Source organism: Paenibacillus sp. JCM 9796, assembly GCF_055379675.1.
Map to the genome: position 1 here is coordinate 2,104,079 of NZ_AP043723.1, position 17,841 is coordinate 2,121,919.

16 protein-coding genes are annotated in these 17,841 nt (G+C 56.4%); 6 read left to right on the forward strand and 10 right to left on the reverse strand.

The window, feature by feature from the left end:
- Positions 1-135 precede the first annotated feature (135 nt).
- Genes ACZ439_RS10060 through ACZ439_RS10075 form a run of 4 tightly spaced genes read left to right on the forward strand, consistent with a single transcriptional unit; the run spans position 136 to position 4,792 of the window.
- Entirely contained in the window at positions 136-1,191 is a 1,056-nt protein-coding gene (locus ACZ439_RS10060) for a BMP family lipoprotein (protein ID WP_127608557.1), read from the forward strand.
- A complete protein-coding gene (locus ACZ439_RS10065) occupies positions 1,188-2,753 on the forward strand; it encodes an ABC transporter ATP-binding protein (protein WP_054795880.1) in 1,566 nt (521 codons plus the stop codon). The genes ACZ439_RS10060 and ACZ439_RS10065 overlap by 4 nt, the downstream gene beginning before the upstream one ends.
- A complete protein-coding gene (locus tag ACZ439_RS10070; protein ID WP_141335974.1) occupies positions 2,746-3,825 on the forward strand; it encodes an ABC transporter permease in 1,080 nt (359 codons plus the stop codon). The genes ACZ439_RS10065 and ACZ439_RS10070 overlap by 8 nt, the downstream gene beginning before the upstream one ends.
- 4 nt (positions 3,826-3,829) lie before the next feature.
- Entirely contained in the window at positions 3,830-4,792 is a 963-nt protein-coding gene (locus tag ACZ439_RS10075; RefSeq protein WP_054795879.1) for an ABC transporter permease, read from the forward strand.
- Between the two features lie 314 nt (positions 4,793-5,106).
- On the opposite strand, the gene ACZ439_RS10080 is transcribed toward ACZ439_RS10075, so the two are convergent.
- The gene (locus tag ACZ439_RS10080) at positions 5,107-5,565 is read right to left on the reverse strand and encodes an ATP-binding protein (RefSeq protein ID WP_054798855.1); all 459 of its coding nucleotides are present in this window, start codon (positions 5,563-5,565) and stop codon (positions 5,107-5,109) included.
- Positions 5,566-5,581: 16 nt separating this feature from the next.
- Positions 5,582-5,977 (reverse strand): STAS domain-containing protein, encoded by a 396-nt coding sequence (locus tag ACZ439_RS10085; protein WP_464621123.1) that lies wholly within the window; start codon positions 5,975-5,977, stop codon positions 5,582-5,584.
- A gap of 198 nt (positions 5,978-6,175) precedes the next feature.
- On the opposite strand from ACZ439_RS10085, the gene ACZ439_RS10090 reads away from it, so the two are divergent.
- Positions 6,176-6,334 carry a hypothetical protein gene (locus ACZ439_RS10090; RefSeq protein WP_164751864.1) on the forward strand — a complete coding sequence of 53 codons (159 nt, stop codon included), beginning with the start codon at positions 6,176-6,178 and terminating at the stop codon, positions 6,332-6,334.
- Between the two features lie 92 nt (positions 6,335-6,426).
- Here the strand turns inward: ACZ439_RS10090 and ACZ439_RS10095 are convergent, their stop codons facing one another.
- From ACZ439_RS10095 to ACZ439_RS10120, 6 genes are all read right to left on the reverse strand, one after another.
- The gene (locus ACZ439_RS10095) at positions 6,427-7,065 is read right to left on the reverse strand and encodes a hypothetical protein (RefSeq protein WP_464620972.1); all 639 of its coding nucleotides are present in this window, start codon (positions 7,063-7,065) and stop codon (positions 6,427-6,429) included.
- A gap of 82 nt (positions 7,066-7,147) precedes the next feature.
- Complete coding sequence (locus tag ACZ439_RS10100; RefSeq protein WP_054795877.1) at positions 7,148-8,356, reverse strand: sugar phosphate nucleotidyltransferase; 1,209 nt, start codon at positions 8,354-8,356, stop codon at positions 7,148-7,150.
- Positions 8,357-8,599: 243 nt separating this feature from the next.
- Positions 8,600-9,793 (reverse strand): ATP-binding protein, encoded by a 1,194-nt coding sequence (locus ACZ439_RS10105; RefSeq protein WP_141335970.1) that lies wholly within the window; start codon positions 9,791-9,793, stop codon positions 8,600-8,602.
- Positions 9,794-9,803: 10 nt separating this feature from the next.
- Positions 9,804-10,568 carry a CheR family methyltransferase gene (locus ACZ439_RS10110; protein WP_464621124.1) on the reverse strand — a complete coding sequence of 255 codons (765 nt, stop codon included), beginning with the start codon at positions 10,566-10,568 and terminating at the stop codon, positions 9,804-9,806.
- A 150-nt stretch (positions 10,569-10,718) separates the two neighbouring features.
- A complete protein-coding gene (locus ACZ439_RS10115; RefSeq protein WP_464620973.1) occupies positions 10,719-14,450 on the reverse strand; it encodes a response regulator in 3,732 nt (1,243 codons plus the stop codon).
- 52 nt (positions 14,451-14,502) lie between these two features.
- A complete protein-coding gene (locus ACZ439_RS10120) occupies positions 14,503-15,657 on the reverse strand; it encodes a PP2C family protein-serine/threonine phosphatase (protein ID WP_464620974.1) in 1,155 nt (384 codons plus the stop codon).
- 280 nt (positions 15,658-15,937) lie between these two features.
- On the opposite strand from ACZ439_RS10120, the gene ACZ439_RS10125 reads away from it, so the two are divergent.
- Complete coding sequence (locus ACZ439_RS10125) at positions 15,938-16,345, forward strand: YflT domain-containing protein (protein WP_054795939.1); 408 nt, start codon at positions 15,938-15,940, stop codon at positions 16,343-16,345.
- A gap of 154 nt (positions 16,346-16,499) precedes the next feature.
- On the opposite strand, the gene ACZ439_RS10130 is transcribed toward ACZ439_RS10125, so the two are convergent.
- Both ACZ439_RS10130 and ACZ439_RS10135 read right to left on the reverse strand, forming a co-directional pair.
- Positions 16,500-17,006 (reverse strand): DUF4188 domain-containing protein, encoded by a 507-nt coding sequence (locus ACZ439_RS10130; protein ID WP_464620975.1) that lies wholly within the window; start codon positions 17,004-17,006, stop codon positions 16,500-16,502.
- Positions 17,006-17,650, reverse strand: coding sequence for a TetR/AcrR family transcriptional regulator (locus ACZ439_RS10135; RefSeq protein ID WP_464620976.1), 645 nt, complete (start codon positions 17,648-17,650; stop codon positions 17,006-17,008). Before ACZ439_RS10135 ends, ACZ439_RS10130 begins: the two co-directional genes overlap by 1 nt.
- Between the last annotated feature and the right edge of the window lie 191 nt (positions 17,651-17,841).

The following is a 17,841-nucleotide window of genomic DNA, read 5'->3' on the forward strand; positions in this document are numbered from 1 at the left end:
AACATCTTCCCCGCCGAATACGGGCCGCAAACCGTTAAAGGGAAGCTGGCATTATTTGTGATAAGGAAAGCCGGGATGGTTATACTAGCCTTATGGAAAGGCAAGGTCCACCATTTGAAGGAGGGGTCTATCAGAATGAAGAAGCGGCTTTCACTTAGTTTGATCGTCTTGTTGACGTTTGTCCTTGCCATGACAGGCTGCGGCAGTAAAAATCCTGCACAAACCGAAACCGGAGGAACCACGACCGGAGGAACGACAGCGGGCGCGGAGAAACCCGGATCCAAGCTGAACATCGGGATGGTGACCGACGTTGGCGGCGTAAACGACAACTCGTTTAACCAAAGCGCATGGGAAGCTCTTCAGAAGCTGAACAAAGAAACGGGAGTCAACGTTAAATATTTGCAAAGTAAAAACGACTCTGAATTTGTGCCGAACCTGAACCAACTGGTGAAAAACAACTATAACCTGACTTGGGGGATCGGTTTTATTATCGGCGATTCGCTGAAAACCGTTGCTCAGCAAAACCCGGAAGCAAAGCTGGCTATCATTGATAACGTAGTTGAAGCGCCTAATGTCGTTTCCGTTACGTTCGCCGAGCATGAAGGCTCTTATTTGACAGGCGTTGTGGCAGGCTTGATGACGAAGTCGAACAAAATCGGCTTTGTCGGCGGGATGGACATTCCCGTCATTAAACGTTTCGAGGCCGGGTTTGTAGCCGGCGTTAAAGCGGTAAATCCGAACGCTAAAGTAACGATCAACTACACAGGCGCATTCGACAAGCCCGACCTGGGTAAGGCGGCTGCCTCTACCATTTACAACGACGGCGCGGACATCGTCTTCCATGCGGCCGGGGCAACCGGCGACGGCGTGTTCAACGAGGCGAAAGACCGTGTGAAGAACGGTAAAAAGGTGTGGGTAATCGGCGTAGATAAAGACCAATCGCTTACGTTCGGCGACGATGTGACGTTGACGTCCATGATGAAACGGGTCGATACGGCGGTTTATAATATCTCCAATGACCTGATTAACGGAAAATTCGAAGGCGGCAAAACGATCGTACTCGGTCTGAAGGACAACGGTGTGGGCCTCCCGGAAACGTCCAAAAAGAACGTCCCTGAAGATGTGCTGAAGAAAGTAGACGAGTACAAAGACAAAATCGTCAAAGGCGATATTCAGGTTCCGGATAAATGAGCAGCGGAGCGACCAAAGTAGAGATGCGCGGCATCACGAAACGGTTTCCGGGACTTGTTGCCAATGACGGCATCAACCTGACGCTGAAGGAGGGCGAGATTCTCGCCCTTCTCGGTGAGAACGGCGCGGGCAAATCTACGCTGATGAATATTTTGTTCGGTTTATACCAGCCGGATGAGGGCGAAATCCTCATTGGCGGCAAACCGACCGCTATCCAGGGCCCGAAGACGGCAATCCGTCTCGGGCTCGGTATGGTTCATCAGCACTTTAAGCTCGTGCAACCGTTTACCGTGACGGAGAATATCATTCTCGGTCTGGAGCCGAAGCAGCGGTTGTCCATCCATTACCGGAAGGCGGAACAGCAGGTGGCCGAGCTGTCCGACCGTTACGGACTTCGCGTAGACCCTAAAGCCAAAATTCAAGACATCTCGGTCGGTATGCAGCAGCGTGTGGAAATTTTGAAGACGCTGTATCGCGGCGCCGACATTCTGATCTTTGACGAGCCGACGGCGGTGCTGACCCCGCAGGAAATTCAGGAATTGATCGAAATTATGCGCAAGCTCGTCGCCGAAGGCAAGTCGATTATTTTGATTACGCATAAGCTGAAAGAAATTATGGCCATCGCCGACCGGGTCATGGTCATTCGCAGGGGGAAAGTCATCGATTCGCTTAACGTCAGCGAGACGAATCCGGATGAGCTGGCCGCCAAGATGGTCGGTCGGCAAGTCTCGTTCAAGCGGGATAAGAAGCCCGCGAGTCCGGGTCAGCCGGTGCTGATCGTAGATAAGATCGTCGCCCATGCGGCCAGCGGCGCCCGCGTATTGGATGAGGTGTCGCTGGCCGTGCGCAGCGGAGAAATCCTCGGCATTGCCGGCGTCGACGGCAACGGGCAGAGCGAGCTGGTTGAAGCCGTCGCCGGGCTGCGCCGCATCGACAGCGGCCGCATCTCGCTGGCCGGGCGGGACATTACGAACCGACCGCCGAGGACCATCTCCGAAAGCGGCCTCGGACACATTCCGGAAGACCGTCATAAGCACGGACTCGTGCTTGATTTTACAATGAGCGAAAATATGGTGCTGAAAACGTACTATACGTCCGCCTACAACAAGAACGGCTTCCTGGACTACGCGGCTATCGAGAAGCAGGCGAAACGGCTCACGGAGGAATTCGACGTACGCATGTCCGGGCTCGATAGCGAGGCCCGTTCCTTGTCCGGCGGCAACCAGCAAAAGGCAATTATCGCTCGCGAAATCGACCAAAACCCCGAGTTGCTGATCGCCGCCCAGCCAACCCGCGGCCTCGATGTCGGCGCCATCGAGTTTATTCATAAACGCCTGATCGAGCAGCGGGATAAAGGGAAAGCGGTGCTGCTGTTATCCCATGAGCTCGATGAAATTTTGCAATTGTCCGACCGGATCGTCGTCATCTGCGGCGGGAAAATTATCGGGGAAGCCGATCCTGCCCGCACAAGCGACCGCGAGCTCGGGCTGATGATGGCAGGCTCCGGCCAAACCGGCAAAACCGGCAGCGAGCCAGAATCCGGAGGTGACACGCATGTCTAAGTGGTCCCGCCTATTTATTAAAGACTCGGCGCTTGTTCCGCTCGCGGCCATCGTGCTCGGCCTTCTCGTCGGTGCGATCATCATGCTGATCGGCGGTTACAACCCGCTCTTGGCTTACGCGTCCTTGGTTGAGAAGGTCGTCGGCGATCCATACAGCATCGGCGAAACGATTCGTGAAATTACGCCTCTGATCTTGACGGGGCTGTCGGTCGCCTTCGCGTTCCGCACAGGCTTGTTCAACATCGGCGCCGAAGGCCAGTACATCATCGGCATGACGGGCGCCACCTTTATCGGCATCAAGCTGCAGCTTCCGTTCTGGATTCATGCGCCGCTTGCCATTATCGTGGGGGCCGTGCTCGCGGGCTTGTGGGGAGCGATCGCCGGTTATTTGAAGGCGAAACGCGGCGTGAATGAGGTCATCACGACCATCATGCTGAACTGGATCGCGCTGTTCTTGTCCAACTATATCGTCAGAGAATTCCTGCTTCAGCCCGGCCAACAGCGCTCCTACAAAATTCACGAGTCGGCCATGATCAGCCTTCCGGCCCTGAGCGAGGCTTTCGGTAACGCACGTCTGCACTGGGGCACGCTGATTGCGATCATCGGTGCGGTTATCTTCTACGTGCTGCTGTGGAAAACGCGCCAAGGCTACGAGCTTCGCGCCGTCGGGCACAGTCCTAGCGCGGCCGAATATGCCGGGATGAGCGTCAACCGTAACGTGGTGAAAGCGATGTTCGTCGGCGGCGTGTTCGCAGGTCTTGCAGGCGTGTTCGAAGTGCTTGGCGTATTCCACTACCAGACGATCGCGGCCGGCTCTTCGGGCTACGGCTTCGACGGCGTCGCCGTCGCCTTGCTCGGCGGCAACCATCCGCTCGGCGTCGTGCTGGCGGCCACTTTATTCGGCTCGTTAACGTACGGATCGGCGGGCATGAGCTTCGGCGCCGACGTGCCCCCGGAAATTATCCGGGTTATTATCGGTCTCGTCATTTTCTTCGTCGCTTCGCACGGTATCGTTCGCTTCGTGCTGCGTCCGATTACAGCTAGGCGTAAAGCCCGCGGGGAGGTGACTTGACGTCATGGATACGTTGCGAATAATCGGCGAATTGCTCCAGACGACTCTCGTTTTCTCGACAGCCTTAATCTTCACCGCACTCGGCGGCATTTTCTCCGAGCGATCGGGGGTCGTCAACATCGGGCTGGAAGGTCTTATGGTATGCGGGGCGTTCGCCTCCGCCGTAAGTGTGTACTATGCCGAACAGGCAGGGATGATCGGCGCGGCGCCTTGGATCGGCCTGCTTGCGGCCGCCTTGTTCGCCATGCTCGTCTCCGCGATCCATGCGGTCGCTTCGATTACGTTCAAGGCGAATCAGGTGGTCAGCGGCGTCGTCATTAACTTTTTGTCGGCAGGCATGACGATTTACTTGGTCAAAGTGCTGTTCGAAGGGGCCGGGCAGACGGAAACGTTAAATGCCGTCTTCCACAAAGTCGCCATTCCGGGGCTGGCGTCCATTCCGGTGATCGGCCCCGCGCTGTTCAATGCCTACCCGACCACCTACATTGCGCTGATTCTCGTGATTGTCATCTGGTACACGCTGTTTAAAACGCCTTTCGGCTTGCGCCTGCGCTCCGTCGGCGAGCATCCCGGCGCGGCGGATACGCTTGGCGTCAGCGTTGCCAAAATGCGGTATATCGGCGTGCTGCTCAGCGGCCTGCTGGCCGGTCTCGGCGGCGCGACCATCACCTTGACGACGACCAGCAACTTCTCGCACAACACGATTTCCGGTCAAGGCTTCATCGCCCTGGCCGCACTGATCTTCGGCAAATGGCATCCGCTCGGCGTATTGGGGGCCACCATCTTCTTCGGTCTCGCGCAAGCAGTCAAAAACTTCGTGCAGCTGTTCGACTTTGCCAAGAACATCCCGATGGAGTTTCTGTACATGCTGCCGTACGTGCTGACGATTCTCGTGCTCGCCGGCGCGGTCGGACGCGCCTATCCCCCGTCCGCTCTCGGCGAGCTGTACGACCCGGGGAAAAGATAAATGAGCGCTTGGAAGATCGTCCTGCCGCAAAACGCAGGACGATTTTTTTGCGCGCACAGCGCAATCAGGGCCGCCCGATCCGCACCGGCTTCCGTCTTTTCACAGTTGCTCCCGCATGCCCCCGGTCCCCAGCCGCCAGCCTCGCACCGTTCCCTCCACGCCAAATAACGGAACCGAGCTGCCTTATCATCCTCCACGAGGATGAAAGAGCGGCACAATGCCGCCTATAAGGTATCCAGGTTCCGCTAGTTCTCCATTCATGTCCATTTGAGTAAAAGGGCACACCACCGGTGCACCCGAGCTCTCAAGAGAGCTTATCCAAGCCGTTTATACAGCTCGATTCGATCGGAAGCGCCCCCCGTCCCGGACTCCACCTTCACCTCGTCCACGAGCGCCTGCATCAAATATAAGCCAAGCCGGGGGCTCTCAAACTGCCGGTCATCCAGAGACGCAGATTGCGGCAGCTCTGCGGCCGAGTCGTCCGCTTCGCGAAACGATAGCCGGCAGCCCGCCCCTTCCAACCGTACGACCAGCTCCGCCGGGCGCATGGTGAAGACGATCCGAAGCGCCGCGCCCGGCGGCTTCTCCGGCGTCTGCAGCAGCGCATGGTTGCACGCTTCCGTGAGCGCGACTTTCAAATCTTCAATTTCTTCATAAGTATAGCCCATCCGCACGGCAACGCCGTAAAGCGTTAGTCGTACCGTATCCAGCTCATCCGCATCGAACGGGACGGTCAGAATGACTTCTTTGTCCGTGCCGGTATTTCCACTCATGCCGACTCACCCTCCATCATGATAAATCCCGCTGAGATGAGCTGTCCTCTGTTGATGAAGAAGCGGAGGAGCCGGCAGAGCCGCCGGACGGTTCAGACTCCACGAGCAAAAACCGGGTCAATCCTGTCGTATCAAACAGACGGCGAATTTTAGCAGGCACTTCCTGCACGGCTAATCGGGCGTCGGCCGATTGCCTTGTTTTTAACAACGCGACGATAAGACCGATCCCTGTGCTGTCGATATACGTCAGCTCCCGCAAATTCAGCTTGAGCGGCAAAGCCGAGCCTGCAGCCAAAGGTTGCGCAACGCTTCGGAATATTTCCGCCGTGCTCAGATCGAGTTCGCCCGACAAGTGCAGTACATGGGCGTCAGGTATCGTATGAACGATAACCTGAAACTTGCTGGCATCCATCTTCAATAAGCTCACTCCGATTCAAAATGTATAGTTCCTATCATACCAGATTTTGGCCCGTTTTTCACGAGTCCATAGGCCCTCTTCCGTCCCTCCGGCATCGCATCAAGCTGCACGATTCAACAGCGGCTTGGCCGGGTAATCATGGCTAAGGGCGAATCGCCGCATAACCGACTTGCAGTAAAGGAGCGATATCAGATGGATCCATTCAAAAGCGTCGACATTGAAAAGAAAAATGTGGAGAAAAAAATGGATTCCGGTAGGGTTGCATCCACATTCATTAAATATGCGGCCTACATCGTCATTTTTTTCGGATTCCTGTACTTCCTCGTTCGTTACGTGTTCCCGAAATTTTAGTTTCTTGACGATTCGTCGCTCTTCTTGACAGGCAACAAAAACGTGAGCATCCGACACTCCCACAGGATGCTCACGTCTTGATTATGGCGTCATCAAGCTGCCGTTCGATGGAAATAATGGACCGCGGTCAGCTTGCCCGTCTCCGCATCGATAAACAGTTTCAACGCCCGCGAATGACTTCGATACACAACCCCGTCCTCGGCGATCCAGTCAGGCTTGCCGAGCGCGTCCTGCAGCTTGGCCGCATCGAGGGGCAGCGTCTTGCCGTCAATGTCGACAGTTTCCGCCTCCGCGGCGGACACGACGATGAAACGGACGAAGTTGTTGTGCAGCCCGACCTTGCAATCCTCGTAGACAAGAACCCGCTCCTCTTTAAACAGAGGATCCGTTTCGACAGCCTTGGGCTTGCCTTTGATTTCGTATACCGTCTTCAAGTCGTCGGTAACCGACAAGCCGTTCACCCGTTCCAACTTGAAGGTGCCGTTCCGGGAAGCAGCGGCCGCTTGAGGCATCGTTCCGGTCGAACCGTTCCCGGCCGGACCGGCTGCTGCCTTCAAGGCCGCGGAATCGACGCCTGGAGATGCATAGGCTGCCTCCGCCTGCACGAACACCATCGCCGACCGGGAAGGCGGCGGCGATAACGACTTGTCGGGTAATACCGTTCCCCATGAGGCCCCGGTAACGCCCATGAGAACGGCGCCGACGACCCATCCTATGCTCCAGCTTTTCACGTCAATTCCCCTCCTCCGGTTGAATCCGCCCGGTTTCAATTATTCGTTAGGCTGAGCCGACTGCTTGTCCGCTGTCAGAGCGCTAACGGATGCGTTCGAATTGGTACTGCCTGATCGGGACATACGCTTTAGGAATAAATTCCAACGGCTCCCCAATCGGCTCCGCATCGCCGATGACCGTGACCGGCCTCCCTACCGTCTCCGCATCGCCGATGACCGTAACCGGTTCGCCGAACCGGCTGCCAACCGTCGCTCCGTCTTCGATGACGGCGCCTTCCCCGATTATCGCATTGCGGATAAACACATCCCTGCCGATTCGGGCACGCGGCATCACCACGCAATTGCGAAGCACGCTGCCGTGTCCGACGAACACGCCGGCCGATAACACCGAGCGCTCGATTTGTCCGAAGACGGCCGATTCGCCGGCGACAAGCGCATGCCGCAGCCGCGCGTACAGACCAGCCTGAGTTTGCGCCGATGCCCGCCCAGGCGAACGCATCGGCCAGTCGCTATCCTCGAGGTCGAATTTCGGCGGGTCGCCAAGCAAGTCCATATGCGCCTCCCACAAACTTTCCACCGTGCCGACATCGCGCCAATAGCCTTCGAACGCATACGTCTGTACGCGGTCGCCCCTCGCGAGCATAGACGGAATGAGGTCTTTGCCAAAATCGTGGCTCGAAAGCGGATTGCAGGCATCCCGTTCGAGTATGTGTTTCAAGTAGCTCCAGCGGAACACGTAAATCCCCATCGAAGCGAGGTTGCTGGTCGGCACCCTCGGCTTCTCCGCAAATTCCGTAATCCGTCCTGCCTTGTCCGCTTTCATGATGCCAAAGCGGTGCGCTTCTTCCCAAGCGACCGGCGTTACCGCAATCGTCGCATCGGCTCCCGTCTCGCGGTGCCGCTCCAGCAGCTTGCGGTAGTCCATCCGATAAATATGATCACCCGAGAGAACAAGCACATGCTCCGGGTCATAAAACTTTAGAAACGCCATATTTTTGAAAACCGCATCCGCCGTGCCCGTATACGATCCGCCCGCCGACGGCAGCAGCGTAACGGCATTCGACCAGAATGCGCCGGAGCCGATATGCCGGTGCAGAGAAGCCGCCTGATACTGCGTGACCACTCCGACGACCGGTAGACCGGAATTGGTGCAATTGCTGAGCGCAAAGTCTATCATTCGGTAGCCTCCGCCAAAATGCACTGCCGGCTTCGCTTTATCCCGAGTCAGTACACCCAGCCTGCGTCCTTCTCCTCCGGCCAACAGCATAGCAACGCATGATTGGGATTTCATAAAGTCATCTCTCACCTCTCACCTTTCTGTGCAAATTGGAGACTTAGGCGTCATGAACATCATGGCTCTCTATAATTATTTTTAACCAAAAACCTGCTTCTATGAAACAAATGGTGAAAAAGCTTCCATTGCCCTTGGCATGCGGCTCCCTCCCCCTCTGCCTGGACAAAACGCAAAACGGCCCTACTCCGAGGAAACCCAACCGACTGCTTGAGTTTGCCTCCCTGTAAGGCCGTCCGATGATTAAGCCAATCTTAAATCATCTTGTTCTTCATAAGGTTTCATACGCACTGAAAAAATAAATTCCGCCCCCGGCTGTTCGGTCGCCACATAGGCGATCTTCCCTCCCATCAGCTGCACCAAATTGCGGCAGATGGCGAGACCCAGACCGGTACCGCCGTACTTGCGCGTCAACGAAGAGTCGACCTGCGTGAACGGCTGGAACAAGAGCCCACGTTTCTCTTCGGGAATGCCGATGCCGGTATCGGTAACGCGGAATTCGAGCGACAGCTGTTCGCCTTCACGCTCGAGCGGTCTCACCGATACATGAACGCCGCCGCGATCCGTGAATTTGACGGCGTTGCCGATCAGGTTGATCAGCACTTGACGCAGCCGGGACTCGTCGCCCAGTAAACACTCCGGAGTCTCCGGGTCAATGTCGCACGTCATCTCCAGCGATTTCGCCCGGCACTCCGCATGGAACATCTCGAACGTTTCGATTAAACAATTGCGAAGGTGAAGCGGCTGCTCCTTGAGCTCCATTTTACCCGATTCGATTTTCGTCAGGTCCAGGATGTCATTCATAATGTACAGAAGCGCAGCCCCGCTTCGCCGGATCGTATCGGTATATTCGCGCTGTTCGCTGTTCAGTTCGGTCTCCATCAGCAGATCGGCCATGGCGATCACCCCATTGAGCGGCGTTCGAATTTCATGGCTGATCATCGCGAGAAAATTCGATTTGGCCGAAGCCGCCTGCTCCGCCGCCTCTTTCGCCCGCTCCAGCTCACGCGATCGCTCATTAAGTAGCTCCGTTTGCTGCTGCAGCTTTTTCTGGGCCATATACATGCTGACGAAGCCTTCGATCTTCGACTTCAGCGTACGCGGCACGAACGGCTTTACGATATAGTCGATCGCGCCGACGGAATAGGCCGTGAATGACTGATCCTGCTCTTCCGGCGCCGCCGTAATGAAGATGATCGGTACGGTCCTCGTCTTCTCCCGGGATTTGATCCATTGCGCCGTTTCGAAACCGTCCATGCCCGGCATCTGTACGTCGAGGACGATCACGGCGAATTCATGCTTCAGCAGACAGCGCAGCGCTTCTTCCCCGGACGTCGCCTTTACCAGATCGTAATGATGGTCTTCCAGCACCGCTTCAAGCGCCAGTAAGTTTTCCGGTTGGTCATCGACCAGCAGAATGCGGATCGCCTCGTTCATCCACCACACCTCATTTTTGTTTACGATAAATTTTTTCCTGATGGTCAAGCACTGCGTAGCCGTCTGCATGCTTGGTGAAGGAGATCGACTCCTTATGACCCAGCACCAAAATCCCCTCTGTACTCAAGCTTTCATAGAACAGATCGTGAACCTGATTTTGCAAATATCCATCGAAATAAATCAGCACGTTCCGGCAAAAAATAACGTGAAACTCGTTAAACGAGCGATCAGTCACAAGATTATGCTGGGCAAATACGATCTTCTCGCGCAAAAACGGATGGAATGTCGCCCGATCCCCCGCCGCCGTATAGTAGTGGGAAAATGCATCCTTGCCCCCGGCGTGCATATAATTTTTCGTGTAATCCTGCATTTTCCTGAGCGGGTATGAAGCCTTCTCGGCAGTATGCAGAACTTCCTCGTTAATATCCGTTGCATAAATGCGCACCCGGTCATACAGGCCCTCCTCGTAGAGCAGGATAGCCATCGAGTACACTTCCTCCCCGGTCGAGCAGCCCGCGTGCCAGATCCGAATGGCGGGCACGCTGCGCAGCAGCGGTACAACCTGCTCGCGGAAGGCGTAGAACAGACTCGGATCGCGGAACATTTCCGTGACATGGATGACCAGATCGGCCAGCAGCCGCTCCATGCAGCCGCGATCGTGCAGCACGCGCTCCTGCAGCGCCGACACAGTCGACAGCTTCTCCGCATCGATGCGGTGCCGGATGCGACGCCGCAGCGAAGGATAAGCGTAATGCCGGAAGTCGTATCCGTACATCCGAAACAGTCCTTCCAGCAGCAGCGTGATTTCAATGCGCTCCCGCTCCTCTTCTTCCTTCGTGACGCCTACTTCCTTTTCTCTCCTATAATCGTCGCTTACTTGCCTTAATGAAGCCATTTCCTACAGCTCCTTGCTTATCCCAGCGGCTCATTTGCACAACCAGACTCTTATTAAGGAGAGCAGTTGTTCCGTATGAACCGGCTTCGTGATGTAATCGGAGGCCCCCGCCTGCATACATTTGTCCCGATCGTCCTTCATCGCTTTGGCCGTTAAAGCGATAATCGGCAGTCCCTCGAACCGTTCGTCGGCGCGGATGGCGCGCATCGCTTCATAACCGTCCATTTCCGGCATCATGACATCCATCAGCACCACATCGAAGTCCGGCTCCCGCTCCAGCTGAGCGAGCGCCTGCTTGCCCGTCTCCGCGAACGCAACCTGCATCTCAAGACCTTCCAGCAAATTGGATAGGGCAAACACGTTGCGAATGTCGTCGTCGACGATCAGCACTTTCTTGCCGGCGAATACCGCCTCGATGCTGTGCAGCTTCTGGAGCACCCGTTGCTTCTCTTCCGGCAGCCGCTCCTCGACGCGGTGCAGGAACAGAGCCGTCTCATCAAGCAAACGCTCCGGCGATTTAACGTCTTTAATAATGATCGACTCGGCGTATTTTTTCAGCCGCATCTGTTCTTTTTTGTCGAGCGTATGACCGGTGTACAGAATAATCGGAATGCGCCTCAGCCTTTCGTCCGCCTTGATGCGGTCGAGCAGATCGTACAGCGGCAAATCCGCCAGCCCGTAGTCGATAACCATGCAATCGAACGAATGCGTCGAGAGCAGCTGCAGCGCACCGGCTTCGTCGGAGGCGGTGGCGATGTTCACATCGTCGTGCGCGATGAGCTCGATCAATCCGCTGCGCCGCGCTTCGTCCGACTGGACGATCAGCAGGCTGCGCAGATCCCGGTTCAGGAACGTCTGGATCGACGCGAACGCTTGCTCCAGCTGTTCCTTGCCGGACGGCTTCCGCAGCCAAGCGATCGCGCCCATGGACAGCCCCTGGTGAATTTCGTCCACGACCGAGATGACATGAACCGGTATGTGGCGGGTGGCCGCGTCGCACTTCAACTGCACAAGCACCGCCCAGCCGTCGATAACCGGCAGTTGAATATCGAGCAGAATCGCGTCGGGGATATGCTTCTTCGCCAGCTGCAGACCGGTATCGCCTTGCAGCGCGACGATCGCCTTAAAGCCGCGGCTGCGCGCCATGTCGAGCAGAATCGACGCAAAGTGCGCGTCGTCCTCAATAATAAGCAGCACCCGGTCGCCCGCCGCGATCCTCTCCCGATCGTCGGTCAGCGCGTTTGGCGCGTAATCGCCGGCCGCTACGACGGACGTGCGCAGCCCGCTATCCACGGCGGTCGACATGACCGTGTACGCTTGCAGCGCTCCCGCGCCCGCCGCATCCCCCGCTGCAGCTATCGCCGGCGCCACCTCGTCGGCGCTGCTCCGGCAGCCGGGGTCTGTCGGCACATACAGGGTGAAGCGGCTGCCGCGCCCTTCTTCACTTTCGAGCTCGATCGCGCCGCCCAGCAGCGAAGCCAGTTGCCGGCTAATCGACAGGCCGAGGCCGGTGCCGCCGTATTGGCGGCTTGTTGTGCCGTCGGCTTGCTGGAACGCTTCGAAGATCATATGCTGCTTCTCCGGCGAGATACCGATACCCGTATCTTCCACGTCGAACGCGAGCAGCGTTCTCGAGGCTTTCGTTTGCTCGGGCGATGCCGGAAGAGCGGCGTAGGTTTGCACCGGCCTTACGGTCAAGGTCACCCCGCCGCGATGCGTAAATTTGAATGCATTGGACAGCAGGTTTTTTAAAATTTGCTGCAGCCGGACGGCGTCCGTCTCGATCCGGTCGGGAATTTCGCCCTCCATCCTCACCTCGAAGGTCAAATCCTTCGTACGGGCGAGCGGAAGGAACGCCTTCTCGACGGAATCGACGATGTCGTGAATCGTCACGTGCTCCGGGTGCAGCTCCATCCGCCCGGATTCTACCTTCGCCAAATCGAGCACATCATCGATCAGCTTCAGCAGATCGCAGCCGGAAGAGTAGATGGTCTCGGCATATTCCACTTGCTTGCCCGACAAGTTCCGGTCCTTATTTTCCTTCAGCAGTTGGGAAAGGATAAGCAGACTGTTCAGCGGCGTGCGCAGCTCGTGCGACATATTGGCGAGAAACTCGGACTTGTATTTCGAAGCAAGCGCCAGCTCCAACGCCTGCTGTTCGAGCGAATCCCGCGCCAGCTCGATCTGCCGGTTCACTTCCTCCGTCTCGCGGATTTGCTCTTCCAGCTCTGCCGTCTTGCGCTGCAGCGCCTCGTTGCTCAGCTCAAGCTCCCCTTGCTGCCGCTGCAGCAGCTCTTCGGACGCTTGCAGCGCTTTCGTCTGTTCTTCAAGCTTCTCGTTCGACGCCTTCAGTTCATCCTGCTGGGAAATCAGCTCCTCCGATTGGCTTTGCAGCTCGTCGGTAAGCGCCTGATGGATGCGCAGCAGCTCCTCGTTCCGCAACCGGCCCTGCAGCGCGTTCAACAGCATACCGATCACTTCGGAGACTTGTTCCATCAGCTTGAGCTCTAATTCGGAGTACGGTTTGAACGAAACAAGCTCAAACACGGCCAGCACGTTGTCCTCGTATTTTATAGGCTGCACCGTAACGGCCATGGGCTCCATCGCCCCGAACGCGGAGCGCACCGTCCCATAGTCGCCGGCATACTCGCGGATGTGAATCGCTTTGCCGTCCTTCGCCGCCTGCCCGACAAGACCTTGCCCAAGCGGCAATTCGGCTGCCGCTGCCGCTTCGGGTTGAGCATGAGCATAGGCCCCGGACAGCACGAGCTTCTTCTCCTTCATGTACCCCGGGGAGGACGGCTCCACGATGTAAAAGGCGCCGCCATGCGCCCCGACGGTAGTCGCCAGCCGGCTAATAAAACCTTCAGCCATCTCCTCGACCTTGCCGCTTTCCTGCAGCGAATAGTAAATGTTGCCGACCTGTGTCTGCAGCCATAACAGGTCCTCGTTCATTCGGTTCAGCTCGCGTTCGTTCACCGCCGCCTTCTCCAAATCGTCAGCCAAGCGGTTGAACATGCGGCCAATTTGGCCGAATTCGTCGGACGTAGTGACCGGTACCCGGTAAGTCGCCTCTCCCCATTGGACACCGGCAAAGTTGGAGATCATCCCGGTCAGCGTGCCGATTCCTCGAGTCAAGCTGCGCACGATGGCATACATAATCCCGAAGCCGAGCAGCAGCCCGACAATGGTGAGCGATCCCGTCCATTTGAACGACTCCTGATTATCGGCATGCACCGTCTCAATGGCCTTATCCATGGCTTCTTCTTGAAACTTGCTCATGCCCGTCATCGACTCGATAAAGATATCCTGCAGCTCAAGGCCGCTGGCGGTCCGGAGCTTGTTCGCTTCGTCTTCCTTGCCCTGCTGGTGCAAGATGATGACTTGATTGACGTAGTCCAAATAAGCGGTTCCGTATTTAAGCATATCCTCGACGATGGCGCGTTCCTGATTTTCGTCAAAAATCGCATCCGCCTTCTCCATCCCGCTGCGAAGGGATCCGCTCAACGTGCGCATCTGCTCCAGGTGTTTCTTGTCGCTGGACGGGTCGTCGATGAGCAGCAGATTGACGGTCGCTTTGGAGAGCTCCGCCGCCTCATTGCGCATTTGCGTGCTGATCTTCAGTTTTTTATAGCGGTTATCGTACACTTCCTTGATGCTTTCGTCGGTGCTTGACAGTCGGCTGATTCCGAGACCGGCCAAGGTGAACATAATCACGAGCAGGATGCTGAATCCCAGAAACAGCTTGGTTTTAATTTTCATGCCTGATGACCCTTTCCCCATCTTCATCGTCGTAAGCGGTTGACCCCTGCGTTCATGATGCGCTGATCATCACCATGCAAATATCGTCTTTGCGCGACTCCAGCACATCCGCCGGCAGTACCTCCCGCATCACCTCTTCGGCATTGCGGCCCTCTACCATACTGGCTTGTATGCGTTCCATGAGCAGGTCGGCTTCGCTCGCCTCTTCCGGATAATCGTCCGGCAGCGGCAGCGCTTCAAGCAATCCGTCCGTATACAGCACAATGCGAATCGGCTGCTCATAAGCGTACGTGCTTTTGGTAATGTCCATCTGATCGAAAAAACCGACGGCGCAGCTCCCTTGATCGAGCGCCATCGGACGTTTGCCTTCCTCGAATAAAAACCCGGGCGGATGGCCCGCATTCACATATTCGATCGTCTGCCGTTCCGTATCGATCAATAAATAAATCGCCGTAAAATAATAACTCACGTCTGCGCTCTTCTGATTCAATTGGTTCATATACCGATTCAACTCGGCCACCACGAACTCCGGCGACACGAACCGTGTAATCGTATCCTGCATAACGGAGGAAATGAACATGCACACGAGCGAGGACGAGATGCCATGCCCCATCATATCCAAAATGATGACCCCGTGGCGATGTTCGTCAATGCGGTACCAGGCGTATAAGTCGCCGGCCAGCTCGAACGAAGGGTAATACACCGCCCCGATGGACAGCCGCTCTTTCTGTAAAGGGGGGCTGAGCACGCTGCTCTGTACTTGCCGGGCAAGGTCCAGCTCGCTGCGGATTTTGGCTTCGTTCTCGATATGCCAGTCTTTCTCGTATTTAAGCCGCAGCGCTACGCGGATGCGGGCAATCAGCTCGATTTTGTTGACCGGCTTCATCACGTAATCGATGGCGCCTGCTTCCAGCGCCTCGGCCAGCTTATTTGAATCGCCGAGCGCCGTAACGATAATGACCGGAATGTCCTTCAACCGGTCGTCCTGCTGAATGCGGCGGCACGCCTCAATGCCGTCGACCTCCGGCATCATCATGTCCATCAGAATCAAATCGACGGGAATTTTCCCTTCCGTGTGGGCAGCTAATCGATCCAGCAATTCAACCGCCGACGACGCTTTCCAGAACGAGTGATAACCCGCGCTTTGTAAAATTTTCTCAATGACGATAATATTAACCGGATTATCATCCACAATGGCTATATTCACGCTAGATTCGCCCCTCATTTCTAATCGCCAAGCGGTTCAAATCCGCTTCCAAACATACCCGGAATTGTACCGTTATTACCATTATAGCGAACTTTATAAGTATATGTAACCTTGTCAAGGGGCGATTGAAACAAGAGAAAGGCTGATTCAACGCGGAAAATAAAGGTTAATAAGGGACAAGCCGATCGGTTAGCAGCCGGCCGCACAACAGCCATCCATGCATGGAACAAGGAAGTCCGGGCGCTTGGCAGCAAAAAAACATTTTCGGGAGGGACCATCCATGAGAACGATGATCAAGCTGGTTGACCATGTGGAGCAAGCCATTCGAGCGATTCGTGAATTCCGGGAACAAGGCCATCCGTTAAGTGAAATTTACGTGCTGGCTCACGATAGCGAACGAACTGAGGAGCTTAGTAAGCTGACCGATACGAATACGATCGGTTTGATAGAGGAAGGCATGGCGACCGCTTTCGCCAACCTGTTCCGATCGCGCGGAGAGCAGCTGCGGTCCAAGATGGAGTCGCTCGGCATCTCCGCCGGGGAAGCGGAGCGGTATGAAGCCGAGCTGGATCAAGGCCGCGTCCTTGTTCTCGTCTGGCACGACGAGAACAAGGAGCGCGAGGAGGCCGAGCGCCGGCGGGAGCGTCCCGAGGACGCTTACGTGCCGCCGATCGGCGGGGTGTACTGATCGCCGCGGAAGCGCGGTAAGCGGCGGCGGCCGGGTGCTCCGCCGCGCCATGCGAACAGCCCGAAGACGGGACTCGAAAGCGAGTCCGTCTTCGGGCTGTTGCGCGCTGGCGTGGGCGCAGCCGCAGGCCCGCCGCGCACGGGTGCCGGCGCGGCTATTCGACCGGCGGAGACGGCACCGCCGGTTCGTTGTCGCCGCCGAGGCGGCGCGCGGCCGTCTCGCGGGGGCCCGTTGCAGGTACGTGCCGCCCCGCTTTCGCGAGCCCCATCACAGGCATGTGATGGTACACGCATTCGTACCGGCCCTCCGGGACGAGGTAGCTCTCGTGGTAAATGCCGACGGAGCGGCTGGCCGCGACCTTTTGGTTAAACATGCGCCAGGCGTCAAGATGAAGCCCGCCCTGCCGCGCATACTGCTCCAGCTGCTCGAACGACCGCCAATACTGCACGATCATCGGTCCCCGCAGCGTTATGAAATATTCCGCGTGCAGGAAGCCGAGCTCCGGATGCGTGTACAGCTCCTTCAGCATCGGCGGCATCGCCTTAATAATCGGTAGCCAATCGCGAACCGCCCACAGCTTATTCACCCGAACCCCGATAATGAACACCACGAACGAACCTTCGATTTGGGCCGTATAACGACCGGGCACTACAGCAGCCATTACGAATGACCTCCTTCGCCTAATAACGACAAATGCCGCTCGTAATGAGCAAGCAGGTCTCGCTCTTGAAACATATGCGCCGACAAATAGGCACCGTAGAAAATCGTCACCAGCACCTTCGCAGCCTCAAGAGGCGTTACCCCCTGCCTCAATTCGCCGGCTTCCGCCGCCTCGCGGACGGATCTCTCAAACAGTGCATCCATACGGGGCTCCCGTCCCCCCAGCTCCGGATTTCCCGGAAACAGCAGCTGAACCTCGGCTTCGCTCAATTCCGGCATGCATGGATGCATTTTCAACTCGCTCAAAAACCCGATCAAAGCCAGCATCAACCCCGGCCTCTCGGCACTCGACCGCTGAATGTGGAGAAATAAATGACGGATCGCGTCGAACCCCTTCTTACCGTTCTCCTTCAGCTCGATCAGCCGCTCGGTAAGCCATACCCTCATGAAATAAATCAACAAATCTTCCTTTTGCCGAAAAAACTTGAAGAACGTCACCTTCGACACTTCCGCTTTCCGGCAAACATCCTCGACCGTCATGTCGCGAAAAGACCGTTCCCCGATCAAGCTTAAGCTCGCCTCGTAGATCGCCAGCTTGGCCCGCGCTTTCTTGAGCTCACGCAGAGAGATCTGCCCCGTATTCATGGTTCGTTCCCCCTCCATATTAAATTTAACTTATATAAATAAATTAACTTAAGTTAATTTTTATGTCAAGGGATCAACCTATTTTCAGGCTCAAGGCTATACGCCCGTTAGAGCGCCGGTGCTGCCTGACCACGTGTCTCTTCACTCCGATACTTTAAATACCTCTTTATTAATAGGGACGATCCAAGTAA